We start from the raw sequence: 22464 nt of genomic DNA, 5'->3' as shown, positions 1-22464 counted from the left end.
GTTGAGAATAACCGCACTCAACGAACAGGGAGCTAATGACCTGAAGGAGAAGCCTTACTGGCCGGCTTGCAGCTTCAATACTTCCTGCGCGGTCACAGGTTTGCCACCAATACCCCAGTCTCCACTTTTAACCTCTTCGAAGATGACCCAGGTGAGGGCGCGCATGTTTTCGCCTTCAACCGACACCATAGCGTCAGTCACTTTGCGAATCACTTCAGCCTTTTGCTCGTCGGAAAAAACGCCTTCAATCCCTTTGATAGTTACGAGTGGCATGGTGTTCTCCTCAATGTTTGTGAAGGAATATCAGGCTTTGGCAGCTGCGTATTCCGGATAGTCGGTGTAGCCCTTATCAATCGAACCGCTTACGCCGTAGTAGGTCGCGCGATCACCTTCGGCCAATGGCCAATCGTTCTGCATACGCTCTACCAAATCAGGATTGGCAATGTAGGCTGTGCCAAAAGCAATCAGATCTAGCTCGCCTTTAGCCAGCTCAGACTCTGCGATCTCTTTGGTGAAGCCGCCCGCAGCCATCAAGGTGCCGTTGTACGCTTCACGGAATGCAGCGCCGAAACCAGGTGGTGTTTGCGCGGCAACAATGGTCGGTTGGTAGTTCAGGTGAACAAATGCCAGATCCCTTTCGTTGAGCGCAGCCGCCATGCTCATCCAGGTTTCTTCTTCGCCTTCGTACACACCGAAGTCATACAGTCGACCAAACGGAGAGAACCGCACACCAATCTTCGATCCGCCGATTTCAGCAGCAATCGCATCAATCGTTTCCAGCAGGAGCCGTTGACGGTTCGCAATAGAGCCACCGTACTGATCAGTACGAGTGTTCAGAGCGCTGCTCAGGAATTGGTCGAATAGGAAGCCGTTGGCTGCCATGATTTCGATACCGTCAAAGCCGGCGTCCATGGCCATCCGTGCGGACTTCACGAAGTCAGCGATGACGCGTTTCACTTCTTCAGTTTCCAGCGCACGTGGAGCGCTGGGCTGCACCGGGCCAGCTTTGCCAGGTTCGATCCAGGCATACACCGTGGTGTCCACCGCAGGCACCTTGCCCGAGGAGACCGGCACTATGCCGTGTACCGAGGTGTGGGACATACGGCCTACGTGCCAGAGCTGCGCAAAAATCTTCCCGCCCTTGGCGTGCACCGCGTCAGTCACTTTGCGCCAGCCTGGCAAATGCACATCTTCGTAAATGCCTGGGGTATAAAGATAGCCGCGAGCCTCATCGGAAATAGGCAGGCCCTCGGTAATCAGCAAGCCGGCAGAAGCTCGTTGTGCGTAGTAAAGCGCGTTGGATTCATTCGGAATGTTGTTCAAGGTTCGGGTGCGAGTCATGGGGGCCATGACAACGCGGTTTTTCAAAGGAGTACCGGCTAGATCGTAAGGAGTGAACAGCTTATTCATGATTAATCTCGACGTCGTTAAGGGTTGAATTCGGCGTTTGAGTTAGGACTTGTCGAACGCGTCGAGTACGTGGGTGCTGTAAACCATCGCAGCACCTGCATTCATGTTGATGGCCACACCCAATGCTTCGGCGACCTCTTCACTGGTTACACCGAGCTTCTTGGCTTCAGCAGCGTGGAAGGCAATACAACCATCGCAGCGGGTCGTTACGGCCACAGCAAGGGAGATGAGCTCGCGAGTCTTGGCGTCCAGATGGTTGGTTTTCCCACCGGCGGCCCCGAGTGCGGCCATGCCCTTCATTGTTTCCGGCGACAGGCCGTTGAGCTCTACCAAACGAGCATTGATGTCTTTGCGGGTTTGCTTCCAATCTTGCATGGGATTCTCACAGGGATAGCGTTGGTTGCACGAATTTAAAATCTGCAATAAAGCTACCATCCAGTTGGTAGGCTTTCAACGACCCTGTGTTGATTTTTAATATCAATGCAATCGAATGAACAGTTTCTTGCTCGAAATCTCGGAGGTTTTTCCAGAGTTCACTCTGAATCAATAGGTGAGCGTTCCTAAAAGCTCTCAGGTTTTCGAATGTGGCATAAAGCTCGCCGATCCACACAGAAATGACGATCTGCTTTGGGAAAGCAGGTTGGCGTGCAGCGCTAGGATGGGCCATCTCGTACGCGTGCCGGCTCCTCTGCTGCTATGAGAGCCTGAGCAATAGACACGGATCCGGAAAAACTTTAGCTTGATCAAACATGGATCAACGGAGCGGAAACGGGATGAAAGACTCTTTTTCCAAGCGCAACGGATTTCATAGCACCCAAGAGAGTGAAATCACCATCAGGGAGGATGCGCCAGAGGAGCTACGAGGGTATTTGGTTCAACTGGCCTACGAGTGCGGATTCAAGCCCTCAGGCCTGCGGGCCATTCTTTGTAAAGCCCTAAAAAAACAGCCCGACCCGAATAACTGGAGCGAATTTCCCAACGTTGACTGGGAGGTGAACAATCTTCTCCAAGAATGTAAGTGGTACAAAGTTTATGACGTAATCGAACGCATCCAGGCCGACTTGGGTCAGCACAACTACAACCCGGATACGTACGAACATTTTCACACCGAGTTGAATGACTATTTCGTAGAGAATGGCATTGGTTGGAAGCTTGCAGATGGCCTGGTCGAAATTCGTGGCCCGGAGTCATTCGAAGTCATCGTAAAGAATGCTAGGGAGACAGAGAGCGAATACGGTCATGTGACAGCGGGTAAGGAGCTGCACGAAGCAATAGGTGATCTCTCCCGTCGTCCCTCTCCTGATCCAACAGGTGCCATTCAACATGCTATGGCATCATTAGAGTGTGTTGCCCGAGAAGTCACTGGTGATGTCAAAGCGAATCTGGGTGACATCCTCAAACGACACAACACCATCATTCCTCCCCCACTGGATCAGGCTGTAGCGAAGGCTTGGGGTTACGCATCTGAAAATGGTCGGCACATACGCGAAGGACGAGAGCCGTCGTTCAACGAGGCTGAGTTGATAGTTGGCCTATGTGCCTCTCTCGGTAATTACCTCATTAAAAGTGCACAGGCGGACGCCCCCGATTGAGCAAAGGATGATGATTTCCATCCATGCTAATGGGCGCGACCGTCACTGCAAAACTCGTGGAGTGAAATGGTGCTGACCCCGTGAAAGACGAAGGAACTCCCGCAGGCTCGCACGCCCATTACCGCGCTGAAACGTGGCTAGCACATAGCGAGAATTCTCGGTCGTCATCACCCAAAACCTGCCTTCACGCTCGACTCTGATCACATCAGAAGTCCGAATCAGATGACCATCACCAAACCGCCCATATTGGTCTTTACGGTTGTGACCAAAAACTACGCCGATGCCAGCACGAGCCTTTATGGATACTCCGCAGAGATAGGCTGTTATCGGTTTGTCGAAGCCTTGCGCTTGTGCTTTTAGGATTCGTGCGAGATCGAAATCTGTATGTCGTTTTCCATGCAGATTTACATCAATTGTGTTCAGCATAATTGCGTTCCTTTCGCATTCCGTATGGCGTTACCAGGAAATCTTCACGGAACCATCTGTGCTGGTATCGTGCAGGATTCTTGGTAAATCTCAGGCTTTACGAATCATGTTCGCGTGATAAATCGGACGAAGGTTGCTCAGTGCATCGCTACTGAAGCCCGGTTGGTGAGAGCTGTGGTATTTGGAGCCGGTCTCCACCTCCAGCAGGCACACAACACACTCGTTTTGGTCTTCACCAAGCGTCACTTTGGTCAGTTTCTCCATCCGCCAAACTCCCGTGCCATTCATGTGGGCAGGTGTGACTACTTGCACCTCTGTGATGATCGTCTCCGCGTCCTGGGCAATCAGTAGTTGCTGAAGCCGTGGTTCGCTGTCGATCATCAGAACCGCCTCTGAAATTCTGTCCTCGTACATGGCCTGGACAGTTACGTGATACCAGTGATTACGAAGCACTTTGGATACCTGATGCCATTGGTATTGACCCTCACCGAACATGCCCGGTAGGCCCAGCATGTCGGCGTCGTGTGTTCTAAACATCGTATGTCCTTGGCCTGAAGGGGCTCCGATATAGAGCGCAGGTTAGAAGAGGGAGAAAACGTCTTTCAGGCTTGCGAGCTGTTCATGACCAGGGCCAATCAATACGTAAACAGAGTTTCTGGTCTCGAACGCAACACCGTCGTGGAGACCGGTGCACATGCTTGAACGAACCCAATCGCCGCGTTCGAAACGGCCTTGGCTGTCCTCGGCCACGTTGTGAGCAAACAGGATCATCGGGAGCTGGCCCGCTGCACGGCATTTGAAGAGTTCGTCGCGGGTGACTTCAATGCGAAATATTGTCCAATCTCGAACCAAGCAGTAAGGCTTTTCGGGAAAACGTTGGTTCGCCAGCGCTCGTGCATCAGAGCTGCTCGACAGGCCTTCCAGTGGTGTACGTGGCCCCTTCATAAAGTCAGGTTCTACGACGCTAGCCATAAGGCCTCCCCTCAGTAATTAACATCAAATTGACAATTCAACCCTCTCTCCCCGCCGCTCACGATGGCTTGGCTGATCCACGACAGGGCTGCTTTTTCGTGGCCGTGGCGCATGGGCAAAGCTATTAAACCTCTAGATAAGTCCCAAGGCAATCATAACGAACCTGATTGGGCGTGTTATGACGCTGCTAGGTGTGGCTTTATCCTCGGATTTGGTTGGGGAAAATACCGATGGATGCGGCAGAAGCACTGGCTGTCGTGGTTCGTGGAATTCGCAGAGGCCAAGGTCTGTCCCAAGAGGACATCAACAACCTTGGGCGCTCTCATTTCAGCCGTATAGAGCGCGGAGAAGTCAGTATTGGACTCGACGTCCTGGTGAGGCTCGCCGGGATCCTAGACCTCGATCCGGCTACGCTCCTGCTGATGGCGACCTCCATGCAAAATCACGAGTCATTCAAGGACGGCCAGAAACGTCTTACGAAGCAACTCGCAAGAATTAGGAAGGCAGGGATCGATCTTGAGATTGAGTCGCAGGCTCGAACTGGAAAGCCACGTCCTGGGCGGCCAGCTCGTCCTGATGCGGTTAGAAATGCTATTGAGGCCAATCGATTGAAGCAGTGGGGAATTTCTGTTGCTGAGATCGCGGAAAGGTTGGGGCTTTCTGAAGCGACTGTTCGTAGGTATTTGAAAACAACCAAGCCCGAACAGCCGTGACTTTTGAATGACCAGCACTAGGCTGAAAATGTCCCAAGAAGGTTTGCTGTGGAAGATTGCTCTGCAACACCTTGGCCCCGTAGGGCTTCATCACAGTGTTGTAGAACTATGGACAAAGGCAGAGCCGCGAGACCGCGCAACCGTCGAGTACCTGGAAAGTCTTCACATTGGCAATGACGTGCTGAATATACTGAGAATTGCCCAAGTATATGTCGGTGCGGTAGTACCTTACAGGCCGCTAGAGCCAGACAGAATCGCGATCTACTCCGCTCACGCCGAGCATCTTGCCGACAAGTTGTTGCGGGCCATGCCTGTCGAAAAGCTGCCGCCCAGCTTGAAGGGTGCCAGGCTTGAGGTCGATCTAGGAATGTAGGTCGAGCGCCGGGTGATTCATACACGCTTCCAGAGGACACGCTGGAGCAGCCATCCTAGTAGAATTTGTCGAGCTGATTACCGCCCCCTTTGAGATGTTCTATGAACTCTGAACTAACTGAAGAAGGAATGCGACGTGCTCTTTTCGGTACGCCTCAGCCCGAGGAGCAGATGCCTGCTCCTGTAGCAGAGGAGCCAGTGGAAGAAGTTGTGCTCGCGAAATCGGTGGTCGCTCCAGCAGCCAAGAAGAAAACGGCAAAAGCATTCACGCCCAGGCTGAGGGTCACGTTACGCGTTGGAAACGAGTTTGAAGGGAAAATGGTCGAGTTGATTCACGAGGCTGATACGTTGAGCTCATTGCTTGCTGAGCAGGAGGCTGTGAAGGCTGCTAGGAAGAAGTACAAGTACGTGGAAGTGGTATCGGTTAAATCCATGTAAATGCGCGCCAAATGACCTAGTCGTGCAAAGGGTCGGCCCGTACATGGATCATTGATCAAACATCTTGCCTAGCCTAAAGGGCATTCAGATCGCTTGCATGCAGCTGCTCTTGATGCCTCTTGATGCCATTGGCGCTGATGCTATAGGATCAGATCAGGAGATGGCATTCCTCCTTTAACCGCCTTCGTGCTGATGATGCCTACGTGAACCCTGGACAGGGTGCGTAGGTGTGTCTCCCTGTCCTCCAATTTAGGACAGGATATGATCTTACCCTTCGAGTCTCCCTTTCTTCTCTGCGCCTGCCTTCTGCCTGTTATTCCGTTCAGGTTTGATGAGGTGGTCTCGCCATGATGAAGTCATTAATCGTCATTGCCGTTGGCGCTTCACTTGGAGCCTGGTTGCGTTGGCTCTTGGGGATGAAGCTGAATGCTCTGTTCCCAACGATTCCTCCAGGCACTGTGGTCGCGAACATGGTTGGGGGTTACATCATCGGCTTGGCCATCGCCTTCCTGGCCGCATCTCCGACCCTAAGCCCTGAGTGGCGTCTCCTAATCATCACGGGTTTCTGTGGTGGGCTTACCACCTTCTCCACATTTTCAGCCGAAACGGTTGCCTTGATTCAGGAAGGCAGACTGCTATGGGCGCTCGGGTCAATTTCGTTGCACGTCTTAGGTTCGTTAGCGATGACCGCTGCCGGGCTTCTGTCCTACCAAATGATTGGTACTCGCTGAGGAGATAGAAATGAAAGGCTATATGGTCGTTTTCTTCACCCAACAAAACCGTCGTTATCAGGGAAAAATGCTGGGCGAATGGATAGTCGACGTGGCTAAAGAAATGGGGTTACGCGGCGCCACGCTCTGCACCGGAATAGAAGGGTTTGGGCACACCGGAAAACTGCACTCATCACATTTTTTTGAGCTGGCGGATCAACCCACGGAGATTCGCTTGGCAATCACGGAAGATGAGGCCGAACGATTGTTCAAACGACTGGACTCTGAGGAAATATCGGTATTTTTCACGAAGACGCCAATCGAGATGGGCACTCTTGGAAAAACGCCTTCCAGTTCAGCCCCTTCCACAACTTCGGAGCTATGAACATGAGCTACACGGACATTCCGGCTGGTAACGCGATCCCCGATGACTTTTTCACCGTTATCGAGATTCCTGCAAACCACTCGCCGATTAAGTACGAGGTGGACAAGCCAAGTGGGCAGATCTTTGTCGACCGCTTCCTCAGCACACCGATGTTCTACCCGGCCAACTACGGGTTCATTCCAAATACGTTGAGCGATGATGGCGATCCTTTGGATGTTCTGGTGATTTGCCCTTACCCGGTATCGCCTGGCGTTGTCATCCGCAGTCGCCCGGTTGGTGTGATGTACATGACTGACGAAGCCGGAGCCGATGCCAAGGTGATCGCAGTGCCTCATGAAAAACTCAGCTCGATGTACATCGACGTAAAGGAGTGCTCAGACCTCCCTGCGTTACTCCTCGCGCAGATCCAGCACTTCTTCGAAAACTATAAAACATTGGAACCAGGCAAGTGGGTGAAGATGGGCCGCTGGGGGAGCTCAGATGAGGCGCGGGAAGAGATTCGCAAATCGGTAGCTGCGTATACCCCCAAGTAGGTTTCACTCGAGATTGAATTCATCTGCCGAGAGTAGGAACTGAGCGGCAAGTGATTTGCTTATCAGTCGCCCGAAGCAGCAAATATCGATTGAACCAAGCGCATGAAAAAATAGGTGGCTGATACCTTCAGCCATCTATGGGATATCGATGCTAGGCGAAGATTGCATCGCGCAGCATATCTTCCGCTTCCTGCGCAGATAACCCCTGATGATGAGTTGCGGGTTCAAGTGGTGAACTGTTTCAGGCTGTTTGTTTGCCCGTAACCGAGCCGCTCAGATGCTAAAATATCCCCTTTTCGATCAACTACAAGGGCATCAATGACCAACCACAGAATTCCTGTAGAAACGCCTAGAGCGGCTGCAATTTTAGCCCGTTTCCTGTCATCGGAATCCGCTGGAGGTCTCGTTTTGATGGGCGCCGCTTTAGCAGCTCTGATTGTGGCCAACTCGCCTCTGTCCGAAGGCTACTTTGCAGCGCTGCACAGTGTCTGGTTGGGCATGTCTGTGGAGCATTGGGTCAATGATGGCCTGATGGCTATCTTCTTCCTGATGGTCGGCCTTGAGATCAAAAGAGAGGTTCTGGCAGGTGGGCTTTCCACTTGGGGCCAGCGTGCCTTACCAGGATTTGGTGCTATAGGCGGCATGGTTGTGCCTGCGATGATCTACATCGCAATCAACTGGGGGAATTCTGAGACCTTGAAGGGCTGGGCTATCCCAGCCGCTACCGACATCGCATTCGCCTTGGGCGTCTTGTCGTTACTGGGGAAAAGAGTCCCTACGTCGCTGAAGGTCTTCCTTGCTGCCTTGGCGATCATTGACGACCTGGGTGCTGTAGTCATCATCGCCTTTTTCTACACCACTGGTCTTTCCATGCCGATGTTGCTGGCATCGCTCGCAACCCTGGTCATTCTGATCGCAATGAATCGATTGGGCGTCAGACGATTATTCCCATATTTGCTGGTCGGTGGTGTGCTGTGGTTCTTCGTGCTGCAGTCGGGAGTGCATGCCACCCTTGCGGGTGTCGCTGTAGCGCTGTGCGTCCCAATGGGCAAGCCTGAAGAGGAAGCCCGGTCTCCACTGCTGTTCCTGGAGGAAAAGCTGCACATGTGGGTCGCGTTCGCTGTGGTGCCGATTTTCGGCTTCGCCAATGCGGGCGTTTCACTGGCCGGTATTTCCATGGAGAACCTAGTCGATCCGGTTCCTCTGGGTGTTGCGCTGGGCTTGTTGGTGGGCAAGCAGATTGGCATCTTCCTATTGGCTGCTCTGGCCATTCGTATGGGCTTGGCCAAACTGCCGGAAGGCAGCAATTGGGCACAGCTTTACGGCGTTGCGCTCTTGTGTGGCATCGGCTTCACCATGAGCCTGTTCATCGGAAACCTGGCGTTTGCTGGATCAGCTCACCTGATTGACGAGGTAAAAGTCGGTGTGTTGATCGGCTCTACTCTGGCTGCAGTCGGTGGCGTCCTGATTTTGCGTCGCAGCGCTGCGCCTGCCGTTACCACAGCCACTCTATCGAGGTAAGCAGAAATGAGCTGAAAGCAGAATTTCTCTCCATCAGAATTTCTGCTGTTGGAGCACCGTCTAACGAAGTGCCATCATTTTGTCGTTAAGAGCAGGATACAGTGTGCGACGGCATATCGAAGCCGAGATATGCCGGTGAGGGAGGCCGTCGTATTTGGTTTTCTATAGCAGTCACGTGGGGAGGAACGAATCTTGTCAGCCGAGGGACGTTCAAAGGGTGTTACGACTGAGTCCCCATGGATGGTATTTCTGGTATTCCTGCGCCTAGGTCTCACTTCTTTCGGAGGCCCGATTGCACATCTAGCTTACTTTCGAGAAGAATTCGTTGCTCGACGCCAATGGCTGAGCGAGCGCAGTTATGGGGATTTGATTGCCCTGTGCCAGTTCTTGCCGGGGCCCGCCAGTAGTCAGGTTGGCATAGGTTTAGGACTATCTCGTGCCGGGTTTCCTGGAGCAGTCGCTGCGTGGGCAGGTTTCACATTGCCTTCGGCAATAATCCTAGTTTTATGCGCTCAGGGTATGTCTGCGTGGGGAGGCGCGTTTCCGAGCGGTCTTTTGCACGGTCTTAAAATTGTCGCGGTGGCTGTCGTTGCTCAAGCCGTCTGGGGAATGGGTCGTAGTCTTTGCACTGATGCCTCTCGAATAACCGTCGCAGTGTTTGCGGCTTATGCTGCACTGCTTTGGCCGCATGCCTGGGGGCAGATCGGCGTGATTTTCTTCGGTGCCGTCATAGGATTAATGCTCTTCAAAACCGATCAAAGCCAAACTACTGAGTCTTTGCCGATATCGGTGAGCAGGAAAGTCGGTGTGGTGTCGTTGCTGCTGTTCTCCGGCCTGTTAGCTGGCCTGCCATTGCTGGTTCAGTTGTGGCCATCACAAGCGTTAGCTGTGGTAAACGCCTTTTTCCGCGCCGGGTCATTAGTTTTCGGAGGTGGACATGTTGTGCTGCCATTGCTTCAGTCGGCGACCGTGCCGAACGGATGGGTAGCCAATGACACGTTTCTGGCCGGGTATGGTTTAGCACAGGCCGTACCAGGCCCGCTTTTTACCTTCGCAGCATTTCTTGGCGCGTCCATGAATGCCCAACTTTCTGGTTGGCTCGGGGCTACCGCGTGCGTCGTTGCAATTTTTGCTCCTTCGTTCTTGCTCGTAATCGGCGTGTTGCCATTTTGGGAGCAACTGCGGAAGAGCTTACGCACCCAAGCTGCACTTTCAGGCGTAAACGCAGCAGTTGTTGGCCTTCTTCTGGCGGCCTTGTATAACCCAGTCTGGACGAGCGCGATATTGATTCCTGCAGACTTTGGCTTGGCGCTGATAGCGCTTGTGGCTTTGATGTTCTGGAAGATTCCTCCATGGTTGGTCGTCCTGGCGGGAGGTTTTCTCGGATGGTTACTCAGCATTGAGTTTTGATGCTCGGCTAAACAGATATGTGCGTGCCTCGAATTTTCAGAAGTCGCTATGCTCAAAATTTGTGCGACCGCGTTCAATTGCTTGCCCACAGCACCTAGAGTCTTGGAAGCACCGAGAACAGAAGCGACACTTCACCGAAGCAGCAAGACAGGCATGGTGGCTGTCCGAAGCATCGTAGTAGTCGTGCTTCCTACCAGAAATCGTCTGATGCGCGAGTGGCCGTAGGCCCCCATGACGAGAAGATCAATTCCGTGCTCGGCCTGATAAACGTGCAGAGCCGCCTCCACTTCTCCTTGCAGGATTTGGGCTATGACGATAAAGCCGTGTGTAAGTAGCGCGTTCCTAGCTTTCTCCAGCGCTTCTCGGTTGCCTTCCGAGTCAGCGCCGACCATAACGAGATGAATCGGTAGATTTGTGCAAAGCGGACTGGCGGCAAGCAGCTCAACGGTTTTGTGTGATGTGCGGCTGCCGTCAAACGCGAGCATTACTTTTTCCGGTTTTTTATAGTTGCTGGCTGCGATCAAAGTTGGACGGTGAATGGTACGCACGACAGCTTCAATTTGGCTGCCAAGGCTGTGCACCCCACGTTTGCTGTCTTCACCCACTCGCCCGATGACCAACAGCCGAATGTTCTCCTGGAGCTCATTCAGACTATCGACCAAGTGTCCATGGCGCTGCTTTAGTTCAGGAAATGCAGCTCCAAAAATGACCGTTCGCTCCCTGGCCTTTTCAAGCATGTGTTGACCTTGCTCCAGAGCGAGCCTGGAGCGCTTTGCATCCAACGTGGCCAGCTCCTCCAGCAGATGCTCTCGACTGCCAAGACCGATGTTGCCGCTCAGGTCTGCAGATGCCGGGTATTTCTCCTCATCCAATACATGCAGCAGGGTAAGGGGCGCGTTAAGTTGTTGCGACGCCCATGCTGCGTAGTCGCAGACCGCCAGTGAGGACTGTGAGTTATCTATGCATGCCATTATGTGGGTCATTGTTATTCTCCTTAATGGCTCATGAGTTTGTCGATAGCGTCAGGTTTGTCATGCACGCCAAAACGGTCAACGATTGTTGCGCTGGCTTCATTCAGACCGAGCACTTCAACCTCGGCGCCCTCGCGACGGAACTTGATAACCACTTTATCCAGTGCTGCAACCGAAGTGATATCCCAGAAATGGGCTTGGGTCAGGTCGATGGTGACCTTCTTGAGTGCCTCCTTGAAGTCGAAGACATTGGTGAATTTGTCTGCGGAGCTGAAGAACACCTGGCCCACAACACGGTAAGTCCGGTGCGATTCAGTCTCCTCAAGACTGCTATTGATATCCAGGTAATGCCCGACTTTGTTCGCAAAGAACAGCGATGCCAGCAGCACGCCTACCAGTACGCCATAGGCCAAGTTATGCGTTGCCACGACCACCACAACAGTCGCAACCATGACAAGGTTGGTCGATAGCGGGTGTTTTTTTAGGTTGCGCAGAGAGTCCCAGCTGAAAGTGCCGATGGAGACCATGATCATCACCGCGACGAGCGCTGCCATCGGTATTTTGGAGAGCCATTCGCCGAGGAACACCACCATCAGCAGCAGAAAGATCCCCGCACATAAAGTTGAAAGGCGAGTACGACCGCCAGACTTCACGTTGATGATCGACTGGCCAATCATGGCGCATCCAGCCATACCACCGAGCATCCCAGCTGCGATGTTAGCAACACCTTGCCCCTTACACTCTCGGTTTTTGTTACTGGTGGTATCGGTCAAGTCATCAACGATAGTCGCGGTCATCATGGACTCCAGTAAGCCCACAACTGCCAGCGCTGCCGAGTAAGGAAAGATGATGCACAGGGTTTCAAAGCTCAGAGGGACTTCAGGCCACAGGAAGATCGGCAGTGTGTCCGGTAGCTGACCCATGTCCCCGACGGTGCGGATATCCAGCCCCAGGTAAATAGCGATAGTCGTCAGCGTCAGGATGCACACAAGTGGCGAGGGAATCAGCTTTCCAAGCTTCGGCACGTACGGGAACAGGTAGATGATTCCGAGCCCCGCTGCGGTCATGGCGTATACGTGCCAGGTGACATTGGTGAGTTCAGGCAGTTGCGCCATAAAAATCAGAATTGCCAGCGCGTTCACGAACCCCGTAACGACCGAGCGCGAGACAAAGCGCATTAGCGAGCCCAGCTTGAGGTATCCAGCAAGTATCTGAAGAATCCCACAGAGCAAGCTTGCAGCCAACAGGTACTGGAGCCCGTGATCCTTTACCAAGGTGACCATGAGCAGTGCCATGGCACCGGTAGCCGCCGAAATCATGCCAGGACGACCGCCAACGAATGCGATAACGACGCAGATACAGAAGGAGGCGTAGAGGCCGACCTTGGGGTCGACGCCGGCGATGATGGAAAAGGCGATGGCTTCGGGGATCAGCGCTAGTGCGACCACGATCCCCGCGAGCACATCTCCACGAACGTTAGAGAACCACGTTTTTTTGAGTGATTGCAGCATCAGAATATCCAAGGCAATGCACCGCACGCACACCAGGCGAATGGCGAGCGCGTCGATACGAATTCAAATTTTGAGGATTATTTGGCTGTGTGCTTTGGGTGTAAGAACCGGGCATACAGCAGAAAGCACCGCGAGCGGAACAGGCGGATACGAGCTATTGCGAGGGGGCGTAGCGCTAAGGCGGCGTAGGCTGCCAGTAGATCGTTTGGAGTACAGTCATGCTGATGTTCCTGTAGCTCAAATGGTCTCGATGAGAGGTGAGTATAGCTTCAAGCTACAGCCGATTGCGACCTCCTACCCAAGTTTGGGTAGATTGCTTTGAGAAATGCCTTTTGGCAATGTCAGTCATCTACGCTCGTTTTCGTCAGTTCTCCACCTCTCTCAACTGGGATTGATTAGTAGAGAGAGCAGGTAAAAAACTGGCCTAAGTGCCGGTTTTTTATTTATGGCTAAATTTTGATCAGTTTGCGTGTGCCGGCTGTTCACGCTTTAAAGCAAGGTCTGTCACGTAATTGGCTACCGATTAGCCAAAGCATTTTTACGAAAAATTTACGGGACTCAAAGGCTGAGCACCCGATACTGCTCGGCGCTAAATCTTCGGGCTACCGTTATGTCCCTCGCAGCAATGCGGCTTATCGGCTTCATTTTAGGCATTTTTCTAGTCACTCTCGCTGTGAGCATGGTTATACCCATGATTACGCTCGTGGCCTATGAACGTAGCGACGACCTATCTGCCTTCCTCTGGTCGAGCCTTATCACCTTTATCTGCGGCCTACTGTTGATCGTGCGGGGGCGGCCAGACGCTGTCCACCTTCGCCCTAGGGATATGTACCTGCTGACGACTGGTAGTTGGGTGGTTGTATGCACGTTCGCAGCATTGCCGATGGTACTCATCAGCGGTATTAGCTACACCGACGCTTTCTTTGAAACCATGTCCGGTATCACGACTACTGGCTCTACCGTTTTGAGTGGTTTGGATACCGCGTCACCTGGATTATTGATATGGCGTTCGATGCTGCACTGGCTTGGTGGTATCGGCTTCATCGGCATGGCTGTGGCGATCCTTCCACTGTTACGAGTGGGTGGCATGCGTCTTTTCCAGACAGAGTCCTCAGACTGGTCGGAGAAAGTGACGCCGCGTTCCCATGTGGCAGCCAAGTACATCCTCTTTCTCTATCTGGGACTTACTGGAGTCGGGGCTCTGGCACTCTGGATAGCGGGAATGACGCCTTTTGAGGCGGTCAATCACGCAATGTCGTTGATCTCTACTGGGGGATTCTCAACGTCAGACGCATCACTTGGCCACTGGACACAGCCGGCGATTCACTGGGTAGCGGTGGTCATCATGATTCTGGGGAGCCTGCCCTTTACCTTGTACGTCGCGACGTTGCGCGGTAATCGCCGTGCATTGATCAAGGATCACCAGGTGCGCGGATTCGTGGGGTTCCTGGTCGTAACCTGGCTGGCGGTGGGTACGTGGCTGTGTTTCCACAGCGACTACGGGTGGTGGGATGCGTTTCGTATCGTGGCGGTCAATGTGACATCGGTCGTCACGACCACCGGAGTTGCGGTGGGCGATTACACCTTGTGGGGCAGTTTCGCGGTCTTGCTTTTTTTCTATCTGACCTTCGTCGGTGGGTGTTCAGGCTCGACGGCTGGAGGTCTTAAAGTTTTCCGCTTCCAGGTTGCTGGTGCTCTATTAGTGAGTAGCCTGAAGCAGTTGATCCACCCTCGTGCGGTGATTCGGAAAAAGTACAACGGCCATCCGGTTGACGAAGAGATCTTGCGCTCGCTTTTGACCTTCTCATTTTTCTTCACCATCACCATCGCAATGATCGCCTTAGGGCTCGCCTTAATCGGACTAGATTGGGTTACTGCGTTAAGCGGTGCGGCTACTGCGGTGTGCAACGTAGGGCCTGGTCTGGGCACAATCATAGGGCCTGCCGGTAACTTCTCATCATTACCTGACGCAGCAAAATGGTTGCTTACCATCGGCATGCTGCTGGGACGGTTGGAGATACTCACGGTGCTGGTACTCATCACGCCGGTTTTCTGGAGGTATTAGGCCTCTCAATGGAGAGGTGAATACTTATCGGGGTAAAAAACCTGTCGTGCGGCCCTGCCACAGCTGATTGGAGCGAGCTGCTTCTTTGGTTAGTCTTGCGGTCAACATGGCGACTTCAAGGAAGCCCTTCGGGTGATCAAACCGGTAATGCTGTCACGCCGAGGCTTCGCTTCCATGCGCTGGCGCACCAGGGCCACGTTATGGATTGCGACAACCATTGCCGGCCTGCTGGAGGTGGCTTTTGCAAGGCTGGCCGATGTAGCCCTGGCGCAGTTTGCGCAACAGGCAGGAGCCTGTTAGCTCACTTTTAACTGTGATTGCGCTAGGAGGTAGTGACAGATCGGTTGGGTAAGCTGAACCGCCTGTACCAGGATGGCAACGGAAAGGTGAAAAATCAAAGAACTGTCCTACCGGTGCTCCGAAGAAGCGGAACACCTGATTTCTACCTCAAAGTTGCGAGCTGTCTGGTAGATATGGTTAGCATTATGAATGCAACCCTCCAGTAAAGAGGGCTATCACTACATCTGAAATTGCTTAACCAGCCTGTTCAATTCGACCGCTAGCTTTGTGAGTTCGGACGTCGCAATAGCTGTCTGACTTGAGCCCTCCGCCGCTTGATTTGAAAGATCACGGATACTCACCAGGCTGCGATCTACCTCTCTGGCAACCTGAGCCTGCTCCTCTGATGCGGTCGCAATCAGGACGTTTCGCTCAGTAATATTGTCGATAGATTCAGTAATCTCCACCAACGCGGAACCAGCGCCTTGAGCAGTGTCCAGAGTCTTCTGGGCTTGAGTGTTTGTGTGAGTCATTGCAGACACAGCAGATCCAGTGCCTTTTTGAATTGAGCTGATCATCTGCTCAATTTCACTGGTTGATTGCTGAGTACGATGAGCTAAAGCTCGGACTTCATCAGCGACTACTGCGAAGCCTCGACCAGCCTCACCGGCACGAGCGGCTTCGATAGCCGCATTCAACGCAAGAAGATTGGTCTGTTCGGCGATAGCGCGTATCACATCCAAAACCTTGCTGATGTCGGTGGCCATTATGGCGAGCCCTTGTACCTCCTGGGATGCGTCTTCAACATTTGCGACCATCAAGCTAATGGCCTGCACGGTTTCATCGACGCGTGCACGGCCAGCCAACGCGGCGGAGTTGGATCGATTGGCTGCTTCAGAAGCTTGCGAGGCATTCCTAGCTACCTCTTCTACCGCTGCACTCATCTCAGTGACGGCAGTTGCTGCCATTTCAACTTCGTTATTTTGACGCAGCATGCCTTTATTTGCGTCTTCGGTGACAGCATGCATTTCTTCAGAAGTCGACGCCAACTGGTTGGAGGAATCAGATATCAAAGAAAGGGTATTTCGTAGACCATGCTGCATTACGCTTAAAGCTCGCATAAGCCTGGCCACCTCATCGTGTCCCTGAGCTTCAATAACTCCGGTGAGATCGTTTTTAGCAATACGTTCGGCAATAGCTAGTGATTGGCTGATTGGGCTGGTAATACTTCGCGTGTACATCAAGGCCAGTGCAATAGCTGCCAAGGTACTGATCAATATAAACGCCCCAACGATTAACTTAGCCTGCTCATAAGTTTGACTCGCTTCCTCCCCGGCCCGTTTAGCTTTGTTATTATTAATGCCTATCATTTCTTCGATATGGCCTTCAACAGCATCAGCAGATTGCTTCATCGACTCGCTGGAAAGCTTGACTGCCTCATCTAAATTCCCTGAGGAAATTAGAGATAAGTATTGATCTTGAATAACTTGATAGCTGGCAAGGCTTTTTGAAAGATCATCAATTTTCTGCTTGCCTATAGGTGTTACGATTAGAGGTTGCAAATTCGACAGCGAATTCTGGATATTAACTCTAGCCTTATTTAATTCCTCTAGAGCTTGATTTTTGCGGCTTGCGGGCTCTACAGGGTTGCGCAACCGTGCATTGCTACCTCTGATGCTTACAAACTCCCGGTCAATTACTCCAAGTATGGATATGCTGGGAACAACATTCGTTTCAACGAAGCTTTCAGAGTCCTTCAAGCTTGACGTCTGCTTAAGGGCGATGATCCCCAGCGCAATAATCATAAGGCAAAAGAAACCAAAGCACAGAGCCGAGCGTGGAGCAAGGTTGAGTTTGCGCAGTATCATAATAAGAGCCTCGTTTGAATTGTCAGCTATGTCGTCATTCGCCAAGCGCGCTTAAGTACCGTTCGTCGAGTAATGTAATGTAGCCCGAAAAGGCTGGCGTTTTGTTTTATATATTGTGTTGCTAGATGTGACCACGGGGGTTTTACTGCAAAGCTTAGAGCGAAATAGGATTCAGGAAATGGTTGTGGGGTCATGAAGATGCCAGTGAGCGCTGATTAAGTTAATTGTAGCGCAGCAAATAATTTGCAAAGTATTAGTATTCGCATTGCATATGGACGCGCTAGCCGTTAACCAGCGAGATAGTTTTGCACTTGCTTGACTACATCTCGAGCTGTGCGGGTCACTCCAATCAATGTAGCTGAGGCGAGCCCCGTCCAATCGCCGTAGCCCACCAGCCACAGATTAGGTGAAGCAACACTTCGGTTTTCATCCACGGCGACTTTGCCGTCATCGCCAACGATACCCAGGTTGCCCAGGTGGTTGAGCGCTGGAGAAAATCCAGTACACCAGATGACAGCATCAATTTTCGTCTCGACTCCCGATGGCCACACAACACCTGTTGAGGTGAAGTGCGTGAATGGGCGTACCGCGTTCAACACGCCGCGTTCGCGAGCTTCCTTTACCGGTGGCACCATCACAATGTCTCCCAGCCCTCCAACGGGCTGTTGAGGCTCCATCCCTTCTTGTTGCGCCTTCAATCTAGCAGTGGCCCGCTCGAACAGGACGCGGCCATCGACCTCATCTGGAAGATACTTTGGCGCTTGCTGAGTCACCCAAGTTGCGTGAGCCACCTTCGAAACTTCGGCGTAAATCTGGGCACCCGAGTTACCACCGCCGACGACCAGCACTGCCTTCCCCTCGAACTCACTCGGCCCAACGTAGTGAGCGGAATGGATTTGCTGCCCCTCGAAAAGCTCCTTCCCTGGATAGGTGGGAATAACCTGACTGCTCCACGTGCCTGTTGCACTGATGACCGCTTTGGCATCCCAGAAAGTATCCCCGGAAAAAACGCGCAACCCGCCTTCGATGTTCTCGACATGGGTCACCCGCGTGGAACGGATGATGGGGAAGTCATATCGGCGTTCGTACTGAGTTAGATAGTCGACAACATCGTCCCGCCCAGGAGTCCCCTCGGGTACTGCTGGCATGGGCCAGCCGGCAATTGAGCTCCAAGCAGACGGCGAGAATAGTCGGAGAGAATCCCACCCATGCCGCCAAGCCCCTCCCGGTGCTGACTCGGCGTCGAGTAATACGTAGGAAAGGCCTGTACGCCTCAAAAAATAGGCTACGGTGAGTGCGGATTGGCCACCGCCAATGACCACTACATCAAATTTCGAGTTTTGATTCACCAGCATCTCTCCAGGCCCATCTGCTTTACATCGGTTTAAACCCTGCGGCCATTCTCATCAATCACGACTTGTCCGTCTTCTTTGACGAAGCTGCCGCGCTGCTCTTGCGGCAGAAGGTCGAGGACTGCCTCTGACGGACGACACAAGCGTGTGCCCAAAGGCGTCACGACGATGGGGCGATTGATCAGGATGGGATGAGCCATCATGGCATCGATGAGCTGGTCATCGGTAAGTGACGTATCGCCGAGTTCTAGCTCCTCGTAGGGAGTGCCTTTAACACGAAGCAGAGCCCGTACCTCGATACCCATATCTTTGATCAGCCTGACAAGCGTGGTGCGGTCAGGTGGGGTCTGTAGGTACTCGATAACCGTCGGCTCTTCTCCGCTGTTGCGGATCAGCTCCAAGGTATTGCGAGAGGTGCCACATTGCGGGTTGTGATAGATCGTGATCTGACGCATACCGTTTCCTCGCGGTGAGTTAAATGGAGCGCTGGTTGACGCGCTTGGACAGCTCTTCAGCTGACTCTTTACGCTCGGAGTAGCGATCAACCAAGTAGTCCTGGCGACCCCGCAACAGCAGCGTGAACTTCATCAGCTCTTCCATCACGTCCACCAGTCGGTCGTAGTACGAGGACGGCTTCATACGGCCTGCCTCGTCGAACTCGGTGAACGCCTTGGCCACCGAAGATTGATTTGGGATGGTGAACATGCGCATCCTCCGCCCCAATACCCGTAGTTGGTTGACCACGTTGAAAGATTGCGAGCCGCCACAGACCTGCATTACTGCAAGGGTCTTTCCTTGCGTAGGTCGAACAGCACCAAGCGCAAGCGGAACCCAGTCGATCTGGGCCTTGAATACTGCGCTCATGGAGCCGTGCCGTTCAGGCGAACACCAGACCTGTCCTTCAGACCATTGCATGAGTTCACGCAACTCCACCACCTTGGGATGTGTATCCGGAGAATCGTCTGGCAGCGGTAAACCTGAGGGATCGAAGATTTTGGTTTCGGCGCCAAACTCCTCCAACAAGCGGGCTGCTTCCTGAGTCACCAACCGGCTGAAAGAGCGCTCTCGCGTCGATCCATACAGAAGCAAGATTCGAGGTTTATGGAGTGACGGTGTACGCGGCTCCAGTTGCTCCAACGACGGAATGTCGATCAGGTCGGCGTGTACGTTCGGCAATGTATCTTGCATGTAAACTCCTACGGCGGCGCCAGGTTGGGCACCGCCTCGGTTGATCTTTAAAGCGAACCGATGCGATTCAGTTCAGCTTTCAACTGTTCAGCGCTGATGGTCTTCAGTGGCAGCGCAAGAAATGCGCTCACGCGCTCGCGAATTTTGGCGAGAGTGGTTTCAAACGCTGCGGTGATCTCGGCTTCCGACCCGCTAGCGTCAGACGGGTCGGCCAGACCCCAATGCGCCTTCAAAGCTGGCCCAAAGAAGATTGGGCATGCCTCACCCGCTGCCCGGTCACAGACAGTGATCACGATGCCTGGAGGTGAGCCTTCAAAAGCATCCGAAGCCTTGCTACTCAAGCCCTCCGTGGAAATACCCGCCGCCTCCAGGGTTTGCAATGCCCGCTGATTCACTCGACCACTGGGAAAGCTTCCCGAGCTGACCGCTTCTACGCCTGCTGGAGCCAAGTGGTTGAAAAGCGCCTCAGAAAGAATGCTGCGGCAGCTGTTGTGGGTGCACATGAACAAGACTTTCATCAGACGATTCCTTGATTCAGAAACTGAGGCGCAGTGCCAGGGCGGACAATGTGGCGACGAGGATGGGCACGGTCAGCACGATCCCGGTCTTGAAGTAGTAACCCCAGCTGATCGTTATGTTTTTCCGGGCGAGCACGTGCAGCCACAACAGAGTTGCCAAGCTCCCAATTGGGGTGATCTTCGGGCCCAAGTCGCAGCCGATGATGTTGGCGTAAACCATCGCTTGCTGGACTACACCATCGACTTCGGCGGCATGAATGGATAAGGCGCCTACCAGAACGGTGGGCATGTTGTTCATGATCGAAGACAGCAACGCTGTTAGCAGCCCTGTACCAAGGGACGCGCCCCAAACGCCATAACCGGCGAACACGTTCAGGATCTGCGCGATGTGGTCGGTCAGGCCGGCGTTCTTCAGGCCATAAACAACCAGGTACATACCCAAAGAAAAAATCACCACCTGCCATGGCGCCTCTTTGAGCACCTTGCTTGTGTTGATGGCGTGACCACGAGCCGCGATGACGTAAAGAATGAATGCACAGACCGCTGCAATGGCGCTGATTGGCACCCCCAATGGCTCAATGACAAAGAAGCCGATCAGGAGTAGTGCCAACACCCACCAGCCGGCTACAAAAGTGGCCCGGTCGTGGATTGCCTCGTCCGGATTGTCCAGTTGGTTGAGGTCATAGGTCTTTGGTAAATCTTTGCGGAAAAACCACAGCAGCATGGCTAATGTCGCTGCCACGCTGACGATGTTTACCGGCACCATAATCGAAGCATATTCGTTGAAGCCGATATCGAAGTAGTCGGCAGAAACGATGTTGACTAGGTTGGAAACCACCAGCGGTAAGCTCGCCGTATCCGCGATAAAACCGGCTGCCATGACGAATGCCAACGTAGCAGCAGGAGAAAAACGCAACGCCAGCAACATCGCGATCACAATGGGTGTGAGGATCAACGCTGCTCCGTCATTAGCGAACAGGGCAGACACCGCTGCGCCCAGCAGGACGATAAATGCGAACAGCTTGCGGGTGCTCCCGCCTCCCCATCGGGCCACATGCAGCGCAGCCCACTTGAAAAAACCTGCCTCATCAAGCAGCAGACTAATGATGATGACCGCGATGAAAGTCCCAGTGGCATTCCAGACAATGCGCCAAACCTCTGGTATGTCGGCAAGGGTAACGACACCTGCCAGCAACGCCACGATGGCACCGAACATCGCACTCCAGCCAACCCCAAGCCCCTTGGGCTGCCAGATGACAAGGACGATGGTGGCGATAAAGATCAATACGGCAATCAGCATTTCATTAATCCGGTTGGGCGTGAATCAGCTACACACGGCTTGGTTGATCGGACGGTCGTTCATGCCGCAGAGGCGCTTAGCCTCGGTTTCCAGCCATTGCTGATTGGCGTCTACCACTTCCTTCAAAACTGCAGTCACCCACGCGGGTAAATCAGGATTCAGGCGGTAATACACCCACTGGCCTTGGCGACGATCCAAAAGCAAACCGGCAGAGCGCAGCAGGGCCAAATGACGAGAAATCTTCGGCTGGTTTAGGTCAAGTGCCGCCGTCAGCTCGCAGACACACAACTCACCTTCACTCACCACAAGCAGCGAAATTTTTGCTCGGGTGTCATCCGCCAGGCACTTGAATAAGGTGGTGGGGTTCATGGGTTCTGTCATAGATCCTCCAGGTGTTTGGTCTTGACCAAAACGAAGAGCTTGATGCGCTCGTGGATGTCGTGGAGCGTGTGGCGAAATGCGCCAGGATCATCGCTAGTAACTGGGTCAGGAAAATCCCAGGCAATGATTTCACCTGCATTGGGCATTGGTAGGCACTCGCTTGCGGATTTATCACAAAGAGTGATTACGTAATCGAATCGATCAGCTTGAAACTCGCTGATGGACTTGCTGCGCAGGCCCGTTGCATCGACTCCAACAGCCTCCAATGCCTGAGTTGTTCGCGGATCAACCTCAGACGGTTCAGACCCTGCGCTGAAGGCCTCGAAGCGCTGATCGGTGTGACGCAGCAAAGCCTCTGCAAGCAGGGATCGGGCTGAGTTGGTAACGCACACGAAAAGCACTTTGATAGCAGGGCTCATGGTGGAACTCGATGTATATGGAAAATCGAATATACGCTTTGGCGAATATTCGGTAAAGCGAATATGATGTCTGCTGTTTCGGCATGTGCCCTAACGTTCCATGCGTGTCGGCATAACGGAGATGAGAGGA

Annotated in this window: 26 protein-coding genes and 1 riboswitch; of the genes, 9 read left to right on the top strand and 17 right to left on the bottom strand. The window is 53.1% G+C overall.

Annotated elements, in window-relative coordinates; all coding sequences use genetic code 11:
* Positions 1-54 precede the first annotated feature (54 nt).
* The 4 genes from NUV89_RS01690 to NUV89_RS01675 are packed head-to-tail and all read right to left on the bottom strand — an operon-like array spanning position 55 to position 2077.
* On the bottom strand, positions 55-273 hold the full coding sequence (locus NUV89_RS01690; protein ID WP_029290791.1) for a 4-oxalocrotonate tautomerase family protein: 219 nt from the start codon (positions 271-273) through the stop codon (positions 55-57).
* Between the two features lie 30 nt (positions 274-303).
* Positions 304-1410, bottom strand: coding sequence for an alkene reductase (locus tag NUV89_RS01685; RefSeq protein ID WP_257780064.1), 1107 nt, complete (start codon positions 1408-1410; stop codon positions 304-306).
* Positions 1411-1452: 42 nt separating this feature from the next.
* Positions 1453-1785 (bottom strand): carboxymuconolactone decarboxylase family protein, encoded by a 333-nt coding sequence (locus tag NUV89_RS01680; RefSeq protein ID WP_074848737.1) that lies wholly within the window; start codon positions 1783-1785, stop codon positions 1453-1455.
* A gap of 7 nt (positions 1786-1792) precedes the next feature.
* On the bottom strand, positions 1793-2077 hold the full coding sequence (locus NUV89_RS01675) for a hypothetical protein (RefSeq protein WP_074848735.1): 285 nt from the start codon (positions 2075-2077) through the stop codon (positions 1793-1795).
* Positions 2078-2183: 106 nt separating this feature from the next.
* Between NUV89_RS01675 and NUV89_RS01670 the strand changes: the two genes are divergently transcribed.
* Positions 2184-3002 carry an AbiJ-NTD4 domain-containing protein gene (locus NUV89_RS01670; protein ID WP_074848733.1) on the top strand — a complete coding sequence of 273 codons (819 nt, stop codon included), beginning with the start codon at positions 2184-2186 and terminating at the stop codon, positions 3000-3002.
* Between the two features lie 42 nt (positions 3003-3044).
* On the opposite strand, the gene NUV89_RS01665 is transcribed toward NUV89_RS01670, so the two are convergent.
* The 3 genes from NUV89_RS01665 to NUV89_RS01655 all read right to left on the bottom strand — a co-directional run bounded on the left by NUV89_RS01665 (position 3045) and on the right by NUV89_RS01655 (position 4400).
* Positions 3045-3428, bottom strand: a complete 384-nt coding sequence (locus NUV89_RS01665) for a hypothetical protein (protein WP_257780063.1) — start codon at positions 3426-3428, stop codon at positions 3045-3047.
* A 90-nt stretch (positions 3429-3518) separates the two neighbouring features.
* Positions 3519-3965: a hypothetical protein gene (locus tag NUV89_RS01660; RefSeq protein ID WP_257780062.1), complete on the bottom strand. Its 447-nt coding sequence runs from the start codon at positions 3963-3965 to the stop codon at positions 3519-3521.
* A gap of 42 nt (positions 3966-4007) precedes the next feature.
* Positions 4008-4400: a hypothetical protein gene (locus NUV89_RS01655; RefSeq protein ID WP_074848728.1), complete on the bottom strand. Its 393-nt coding sequence runs from the start codon at positions 4398-4400 to the stop codon at positions 4008-4010.
* 230 nt (positions 4401-4630) lie between these two features.
* On the opposite strand from NUV89_RS01655, the gene NUV89_RS01650 reads away from it, so the two are divergent.
* From NUV89_RS01650 to chrA, 7 genes are all read left to right on the top strand, one after another.
* A complete protein-coding gene (locus NUV89_RS01650; protein ID WP_257780061.1) occupies positions 4631-5113 on the top strand; it encodes a helix-turn-helix domain-containing protein in 483 nt (160 codons plus the stop codon).
* Between the two features lie 474 nt (positions 5114-5587).
* Complete coding sequence (locus NUV89_RS01645; RefSeq protein WP_257780060.1) at positions 5588-5923, top strand: hypothetical protein; 336 nt, start codon at positions 5588-5590, stop codon at positions 5921-5923.
* Between the two features lie 147 nt (positions 5924-6070).
* Positions 6071-6132, top strand: a riboswitch (Fluoride riboswitch).
* 138 nt (positions 6133-6270) lie between these two features.
* The gene (crcB, locus tag NUV89_RS01640; protein ID WP_257780059.1) at positions 6271-6654 is read left to right on the top strand and encodes a fluoride efflux transporter CrcB; all 384 of its coding nucleotides are present in this window, start codon (positions 6271-6273) and stop codon (positions 6652-6654) included.
* Between the two features lie 10 nt (positions 6655-6664).
* A complete protein-coding gene (locus NUV89_RS01635; RefSeq protein WP_257780058.1) occupies positions 6665-7018 on the top strand; it encodes a DUF190 domain-containing protein in 354 nt (117 codons plus the stop codon).
* Positions 7019-7020: 2 nt separating this feature from the next.
* A complete protein-coding gene (gene ppa / locus NUV89_RS01630) occupies positions 7021-7551 on the top strand; it encodes an inorganic diphosphatase (RefSeq protein WP_257780057.1) in 531 nt (176 codons plus the stop codon).
* A 318-nt stretch (positions 7552-7869) separates the two neighbouring features.
* Entirely contained in the window at positions 7870-9072 is a 1203-nt protein-coding gene (gene nhaA / locus NUV89_RS01625) for a Na+/H+ antiporter NhaA (RefSeq protein ID WP_257780056.1), read from the top strand.
* Positions 9073-9312: 240 nt separating this feature from the next.
* On the top strand, positions 9313-10482 hold the full coding sequence (chrA, locus tag NUV89_RS01620; protein WP_257780055.1) for a chromate efflux transporter: 1170 nt from the start codon (positions 9313-9315) through the stop codon (positions 10480-10482).
* 131 nt (positions 10483-10613) lie between these two features.
* Here chrA and NUV89_RS01615 read toward each other — a convergent pair whose 3' ends face one another.
* The gene (locus NUV89_RS01615) at positions 10614-11465 is read right to left on the bottom strand and encodes a universal stress protein (protein WP_257780054.1); all 852 of its coding nucleotides are present in this window, start codon (positions 11463-11465) and stop codon (positions 10614-10616) included.
* Positions 11466-11476: 11 nt separating this feature from the next.
* Entirely contained in the window at positions 11477-12964 is a 1488-nt protein-coding gene (locus tag NUV89_RS01610) for a SulP family inorganic anion transporter (protein ID WP_257780080.1), read from the bottom strand.
* Between the two features lie 610 nt (positions 12965-13574).
* Here NUV89_RS01610 and NUV89_RS01605 point away from each other — a divergent pair.
* On the top strand, positions 13575-15029 hold the full coding sequence (locus NUV89_RS01605) for a TrkH family potassium uptake protein (protein ID WP_257780053.1): 1455 nt from the start codon (positions 13575-13577) through the stop codon (positions 15027-15029).
* A 518-nt stretch (positions 15030-15547) separates the two neighbouring features.
* Here the strand turns inward: NUV89_RS01605 and NUV89_RS01600 are convergent.
* The 8 genes from NUV89_RS01600 to NUV89_RS01565 all read right to left on the bottom strand — a co-directional run bounded on the left by NUV89_RS01600 (position 15548) and on the right by NUV89_RS01565 (position 22334).
* Positions 15548-17176: a methyl-accepting chemotaxis protein gene (locus NUV89_RS01600; RefSeq protein WP_257780052.1), complete on the bottom strand. Its 1629-nt coding sequence runs from the start codon at positions 17174-17176 to the stop codon at positions 15548-15550.
* A gap of 287 nt (positions 17177-17463) precedes the next feature.
* A complete protein-coding gene (locus NUV89_RS01595; RefSeq protein ID WP_257780051.1) occupies positions 17464-18531 on the bottom strand; it encodes an ArsO family NAD(P)H-dependent flavin-containing monooxygenase in 1068 nt (355 codons plus the stop codon).
* Positions 18532-18560: 29 nt separating this feature from the next.
* Positions 18561-18983 carry an arsenate reductase (glutaredoxin) gene (arsC, locus tag NUV89_RS01590; protein WP_257780050.1) on the bottom strand — a complete coding sequence of 141 codons (423 nt, stop codon included), beginning with the start codon at positions 18981-18983 and terminating at the stop codon, positions 18561-18563.
* A gap of 19 nt (positions 18984-19002) precedes the next feature.
* The gene (gene arsH / locus NUV89_RS01585; RefSeq protein WP_257780049.1) at positions 19003-19716 is read right to left on the bottom strand and encodes an arsenical resistance protein ArsH; all 714 of its coding nucleotides are present in this window, start codon (positions 19714-19716) and stop codon (positions 19003-19005) included.
* Positions 19717-19763: 47 nt separating this feature from the next.
* Positions 19764-20234 (bottom strand): arsenate reductase ArsC, encoded by a 471-nt coding sequence (locus tag NUV89_RS01580; RefSeq protein WP_257780048.1) that lies wholly within the window; start codon positions 20232-20234, stop codon positions 19764-19766.
* Positions 20235-20250: 16 nt separating this feature from the next.
* On the bottom strand, positions 20251-21534 hold the full coding sequence (locus NUV89_RS01575) for an arsenic transporter (protein WP_007247284.1): 1284 nt from the start codon (positions 21532-21534) through the stop codon (positions 20251-20253).
* Positions 21535-21558: 24 nt separating this feature from the next.
* Positions 21559-21915, bottom strand: coding sequence for a metalloregulator ArsR/SmtB family transcription factor (locus NUV89_RS01570; protein ID WP_257780047.1), 357 nt, complete (start codon positions 21913-21915; stop codon positions 21559-21561).
* Positions 21912-22334 carry an arsenate reductase ArsC gene (locus NUV89_RS01565; RefSeq protein ID WP_257780046.1) on the bottom strand — a complete coding sequence of 141 codons (423 nt, stop codon included), beginning with the start codon at positions 22332-22334 and terminating at the stop codon, positions 21912-21914. Before NUV89_RS01565 ends, NUV89_RS01570 begins: the two co-directional genes overlap by 4 nt.
* Positions 22335-22464 lie beyond the last annotated feature (130 nt).

This window comes from Pseudomonas sp. 18.1.10 (assembly GCF_024655625.1).
In the GTDB taxonomy this organism is placed as follows: Bacteria; Pseudomonadota; Gammaproteobacteria; order Pseudomonadales; family Pseudomonadaceae; genus Aquipseudomonas.
The sequence above is the reverse complement of the archived record's forward strand: the minus strand, read 5'-3'. Positions and strand labels throughout refer to the sequence as shown.

What these genes read in the sequence shown, in the direction of transcription:
- NUV89_RS01595 (WP_257780051.1), bottom strand. Translation starts at nt 18,531, where the DNA reads ATGCTGGTGAATCAAAACTCGAAATTTGATGTAGTGGTCATTGGCGGT.
- NUV89_RS01615 (WP_257780054.1), bottom strand. Translation starts at nt 11,465, where the DNA reads ATGACCCACATAATGGCATGCATAGATAACTCACAGTCCTCACTGGCG.
- NUV89_RS01635 (WP_257780058.1), top strand. Translation starts at nt 6,665, where the DNA reads ATGAAAGGCTATATGGTCGTTTTCTTCACCCAACAAAACCGTCGTTAT.
- arsH (WP_257780049.1), bottom strand. Translation starts at nt 19,716, where the DNA reads ATGCAAGATACATTGCCGAACGTACACGCCGACCTGATCGACATTCCG.
- NUV89_RS01690 (WP_029290791.1), bottom strand. Translation starts at nt 273, where the DNA reads ATGCCACTCGTAACTATCAAAGGGATTGAAGGCGTTTTTTCCGACGAG.
- NUV89_RS01655 (WP_074848728.1), bottom strand. Translation starts at nt 4,400, where the DNA reads ATGGCTAGCGTCGTAGAACCTGACTTTATGAAGGGGCCACGTACACCA.
- NUV89_RS01675 (WP_074848735.1), bottom strand. Translation starts at nt 2,077, where the DNA reads ATGGCCCATCCTAGCGCTGCACGCCAACCTGCTTTCCCAAAGCAGATC.
- NUV89_RS01610 (WP_257780080.1), bottom strand. Translation starts at nt 12,964, where the DNA reads ATGCTGCAATCACTCAAAAAAACGTGGTTCTCTAACGTTCGTGGAGAT.
- NUV89_RS01650 (WP_257780061.1), top strand. Translation starts at nt 4,631, where the DNA reads ATGGATGCGGCAGAAGCACTGGCTGTCGTGGTTCGTGGAATTCGCAGA.
- NUV89_RS01680 (WP_074848737.1), bottom strand. Translation starts at nt 1,785, where the DNA reads ATGCAAGATTGGAAGCAAACCCGCAAAGACATCAATGCTCGTTTGGTA.
- NUV89_RS01570 (WP_257780047.1), bottom strand. Translation starts at nt 21,915, where the DNA reads ATGACAGAACCCATGAACCCCACCACCTTATTCAAGTGCCTGGCGGAT.
- nhaA (WP_257780056.1), top strand. Translation starts at nt 7,870, where the DNA reads ATGACCAACCACAGAATTCCTGTAGAAACGCCTAGAGCGGCTGCAATT.
- chrA (WP_257780055.1), top strand. Translation starts at nt 9,313, where the DNA reads ATGGTATTTCTGGTATTCCTGCGCCTAGGTCTCACTTCTTTCGGAGGC.
- NUV89_RS01600 (WP_257780052.1), bottom strand. Translation starts at nt 17,176, where the DNA reads ATGATACTGCGCAAACTCAACCTTGCTCCACGCTCGGCTCTGTGCTTT.
- ppa (WP_257780057.1), top strand. Translation starts at nt 7,021, where the DNA reads ATGAGCTACACGGACATTCCGGCTGGTAACGCGATCCCCGATGACTTT.
- NUV89_RS01645 (WP_257780060.1), top strand. Translation starts at nt 5,588, where the DNA reads ATGAACTCTGAACTAACTGAAGAAGGAATGCGACGTGCTCTTTTCGGT.
- NUV89_RS01685 (WP_257780064.1), bottom strand. Translation starts at nt 1,410, where the DNA reads ATGAATAAGCTGTTCACTCCTTACGATCTAGCCGGTACTCCTTTGAAA.
- NUV89_RS01580 (WP_257780048.1), bottom strand. Translation starts at nt 20,234, where the DNA reads ATGAAAGTCTTGTTCATGTGCACCCACAACAGCTGCCGCAGCATTCTT.
- NUV89_RS01605 (WP_257780053.1), top strand. Translation starts at nt 13,575, where the DNA reads ATGTCCCTCGCAGCAATGCGGCTTATCGGCTTCATTTTAGGCATTTTT.
- arsC (WP_257780050.1), bottom strand. Translation starts at nt 18,983, where the DNA reads ATGCGTCAGATCACGATCTATCACAACCCGCAATGTGGCACCTCTCGC.
- NUV89_RS01665 (WP_257780063.1), bottom strand. Translation starts at nt 3,428, where the DNA reads ATGCTGAACACAATTGATGTAAATCTGCATGGAAAACGACATACAGAT.
- NUV89_RS01660 (WP_257780062.1), bottom strand. Translation starts at nt 3,965, where the DNA reads ATGTTTAGAACACACGACGCCGACATGCTGGGCCTACCGGGCATGTTC.
- crcB (WP_257780059.1), top strand. Translation starts at nt 6,271, where the DNA reads ATGATGAAGTCATTAATCGTCATTGCCGTTGGCGCTTCACTTGGAGCC.
- NUV89_RS01670 (WP_074848733.1), top strand. Translation starts at nt 2,184, where the DNA reads ATGAAAGACTCTTTTTCCAAGCGCAACGGATTTCATAGCACCCAAGAG.
- NUV89_RS01565 (WP_257780046.1), bottom strand. Translation starts at nt 22,334, where the DNA reads ATGAGCCCTGCTATCAAAGTGCTTTTCGTGTGCGTTACCAACTCAGCC.
- NUV89_RS01575 (WP_007247284.1), bottom strand. Translation starts at nt 21,534, where the DNA reads ATGCTGATTGCCGTATTGATCTTTATCGCCACCATCGTCCTTGTCATC.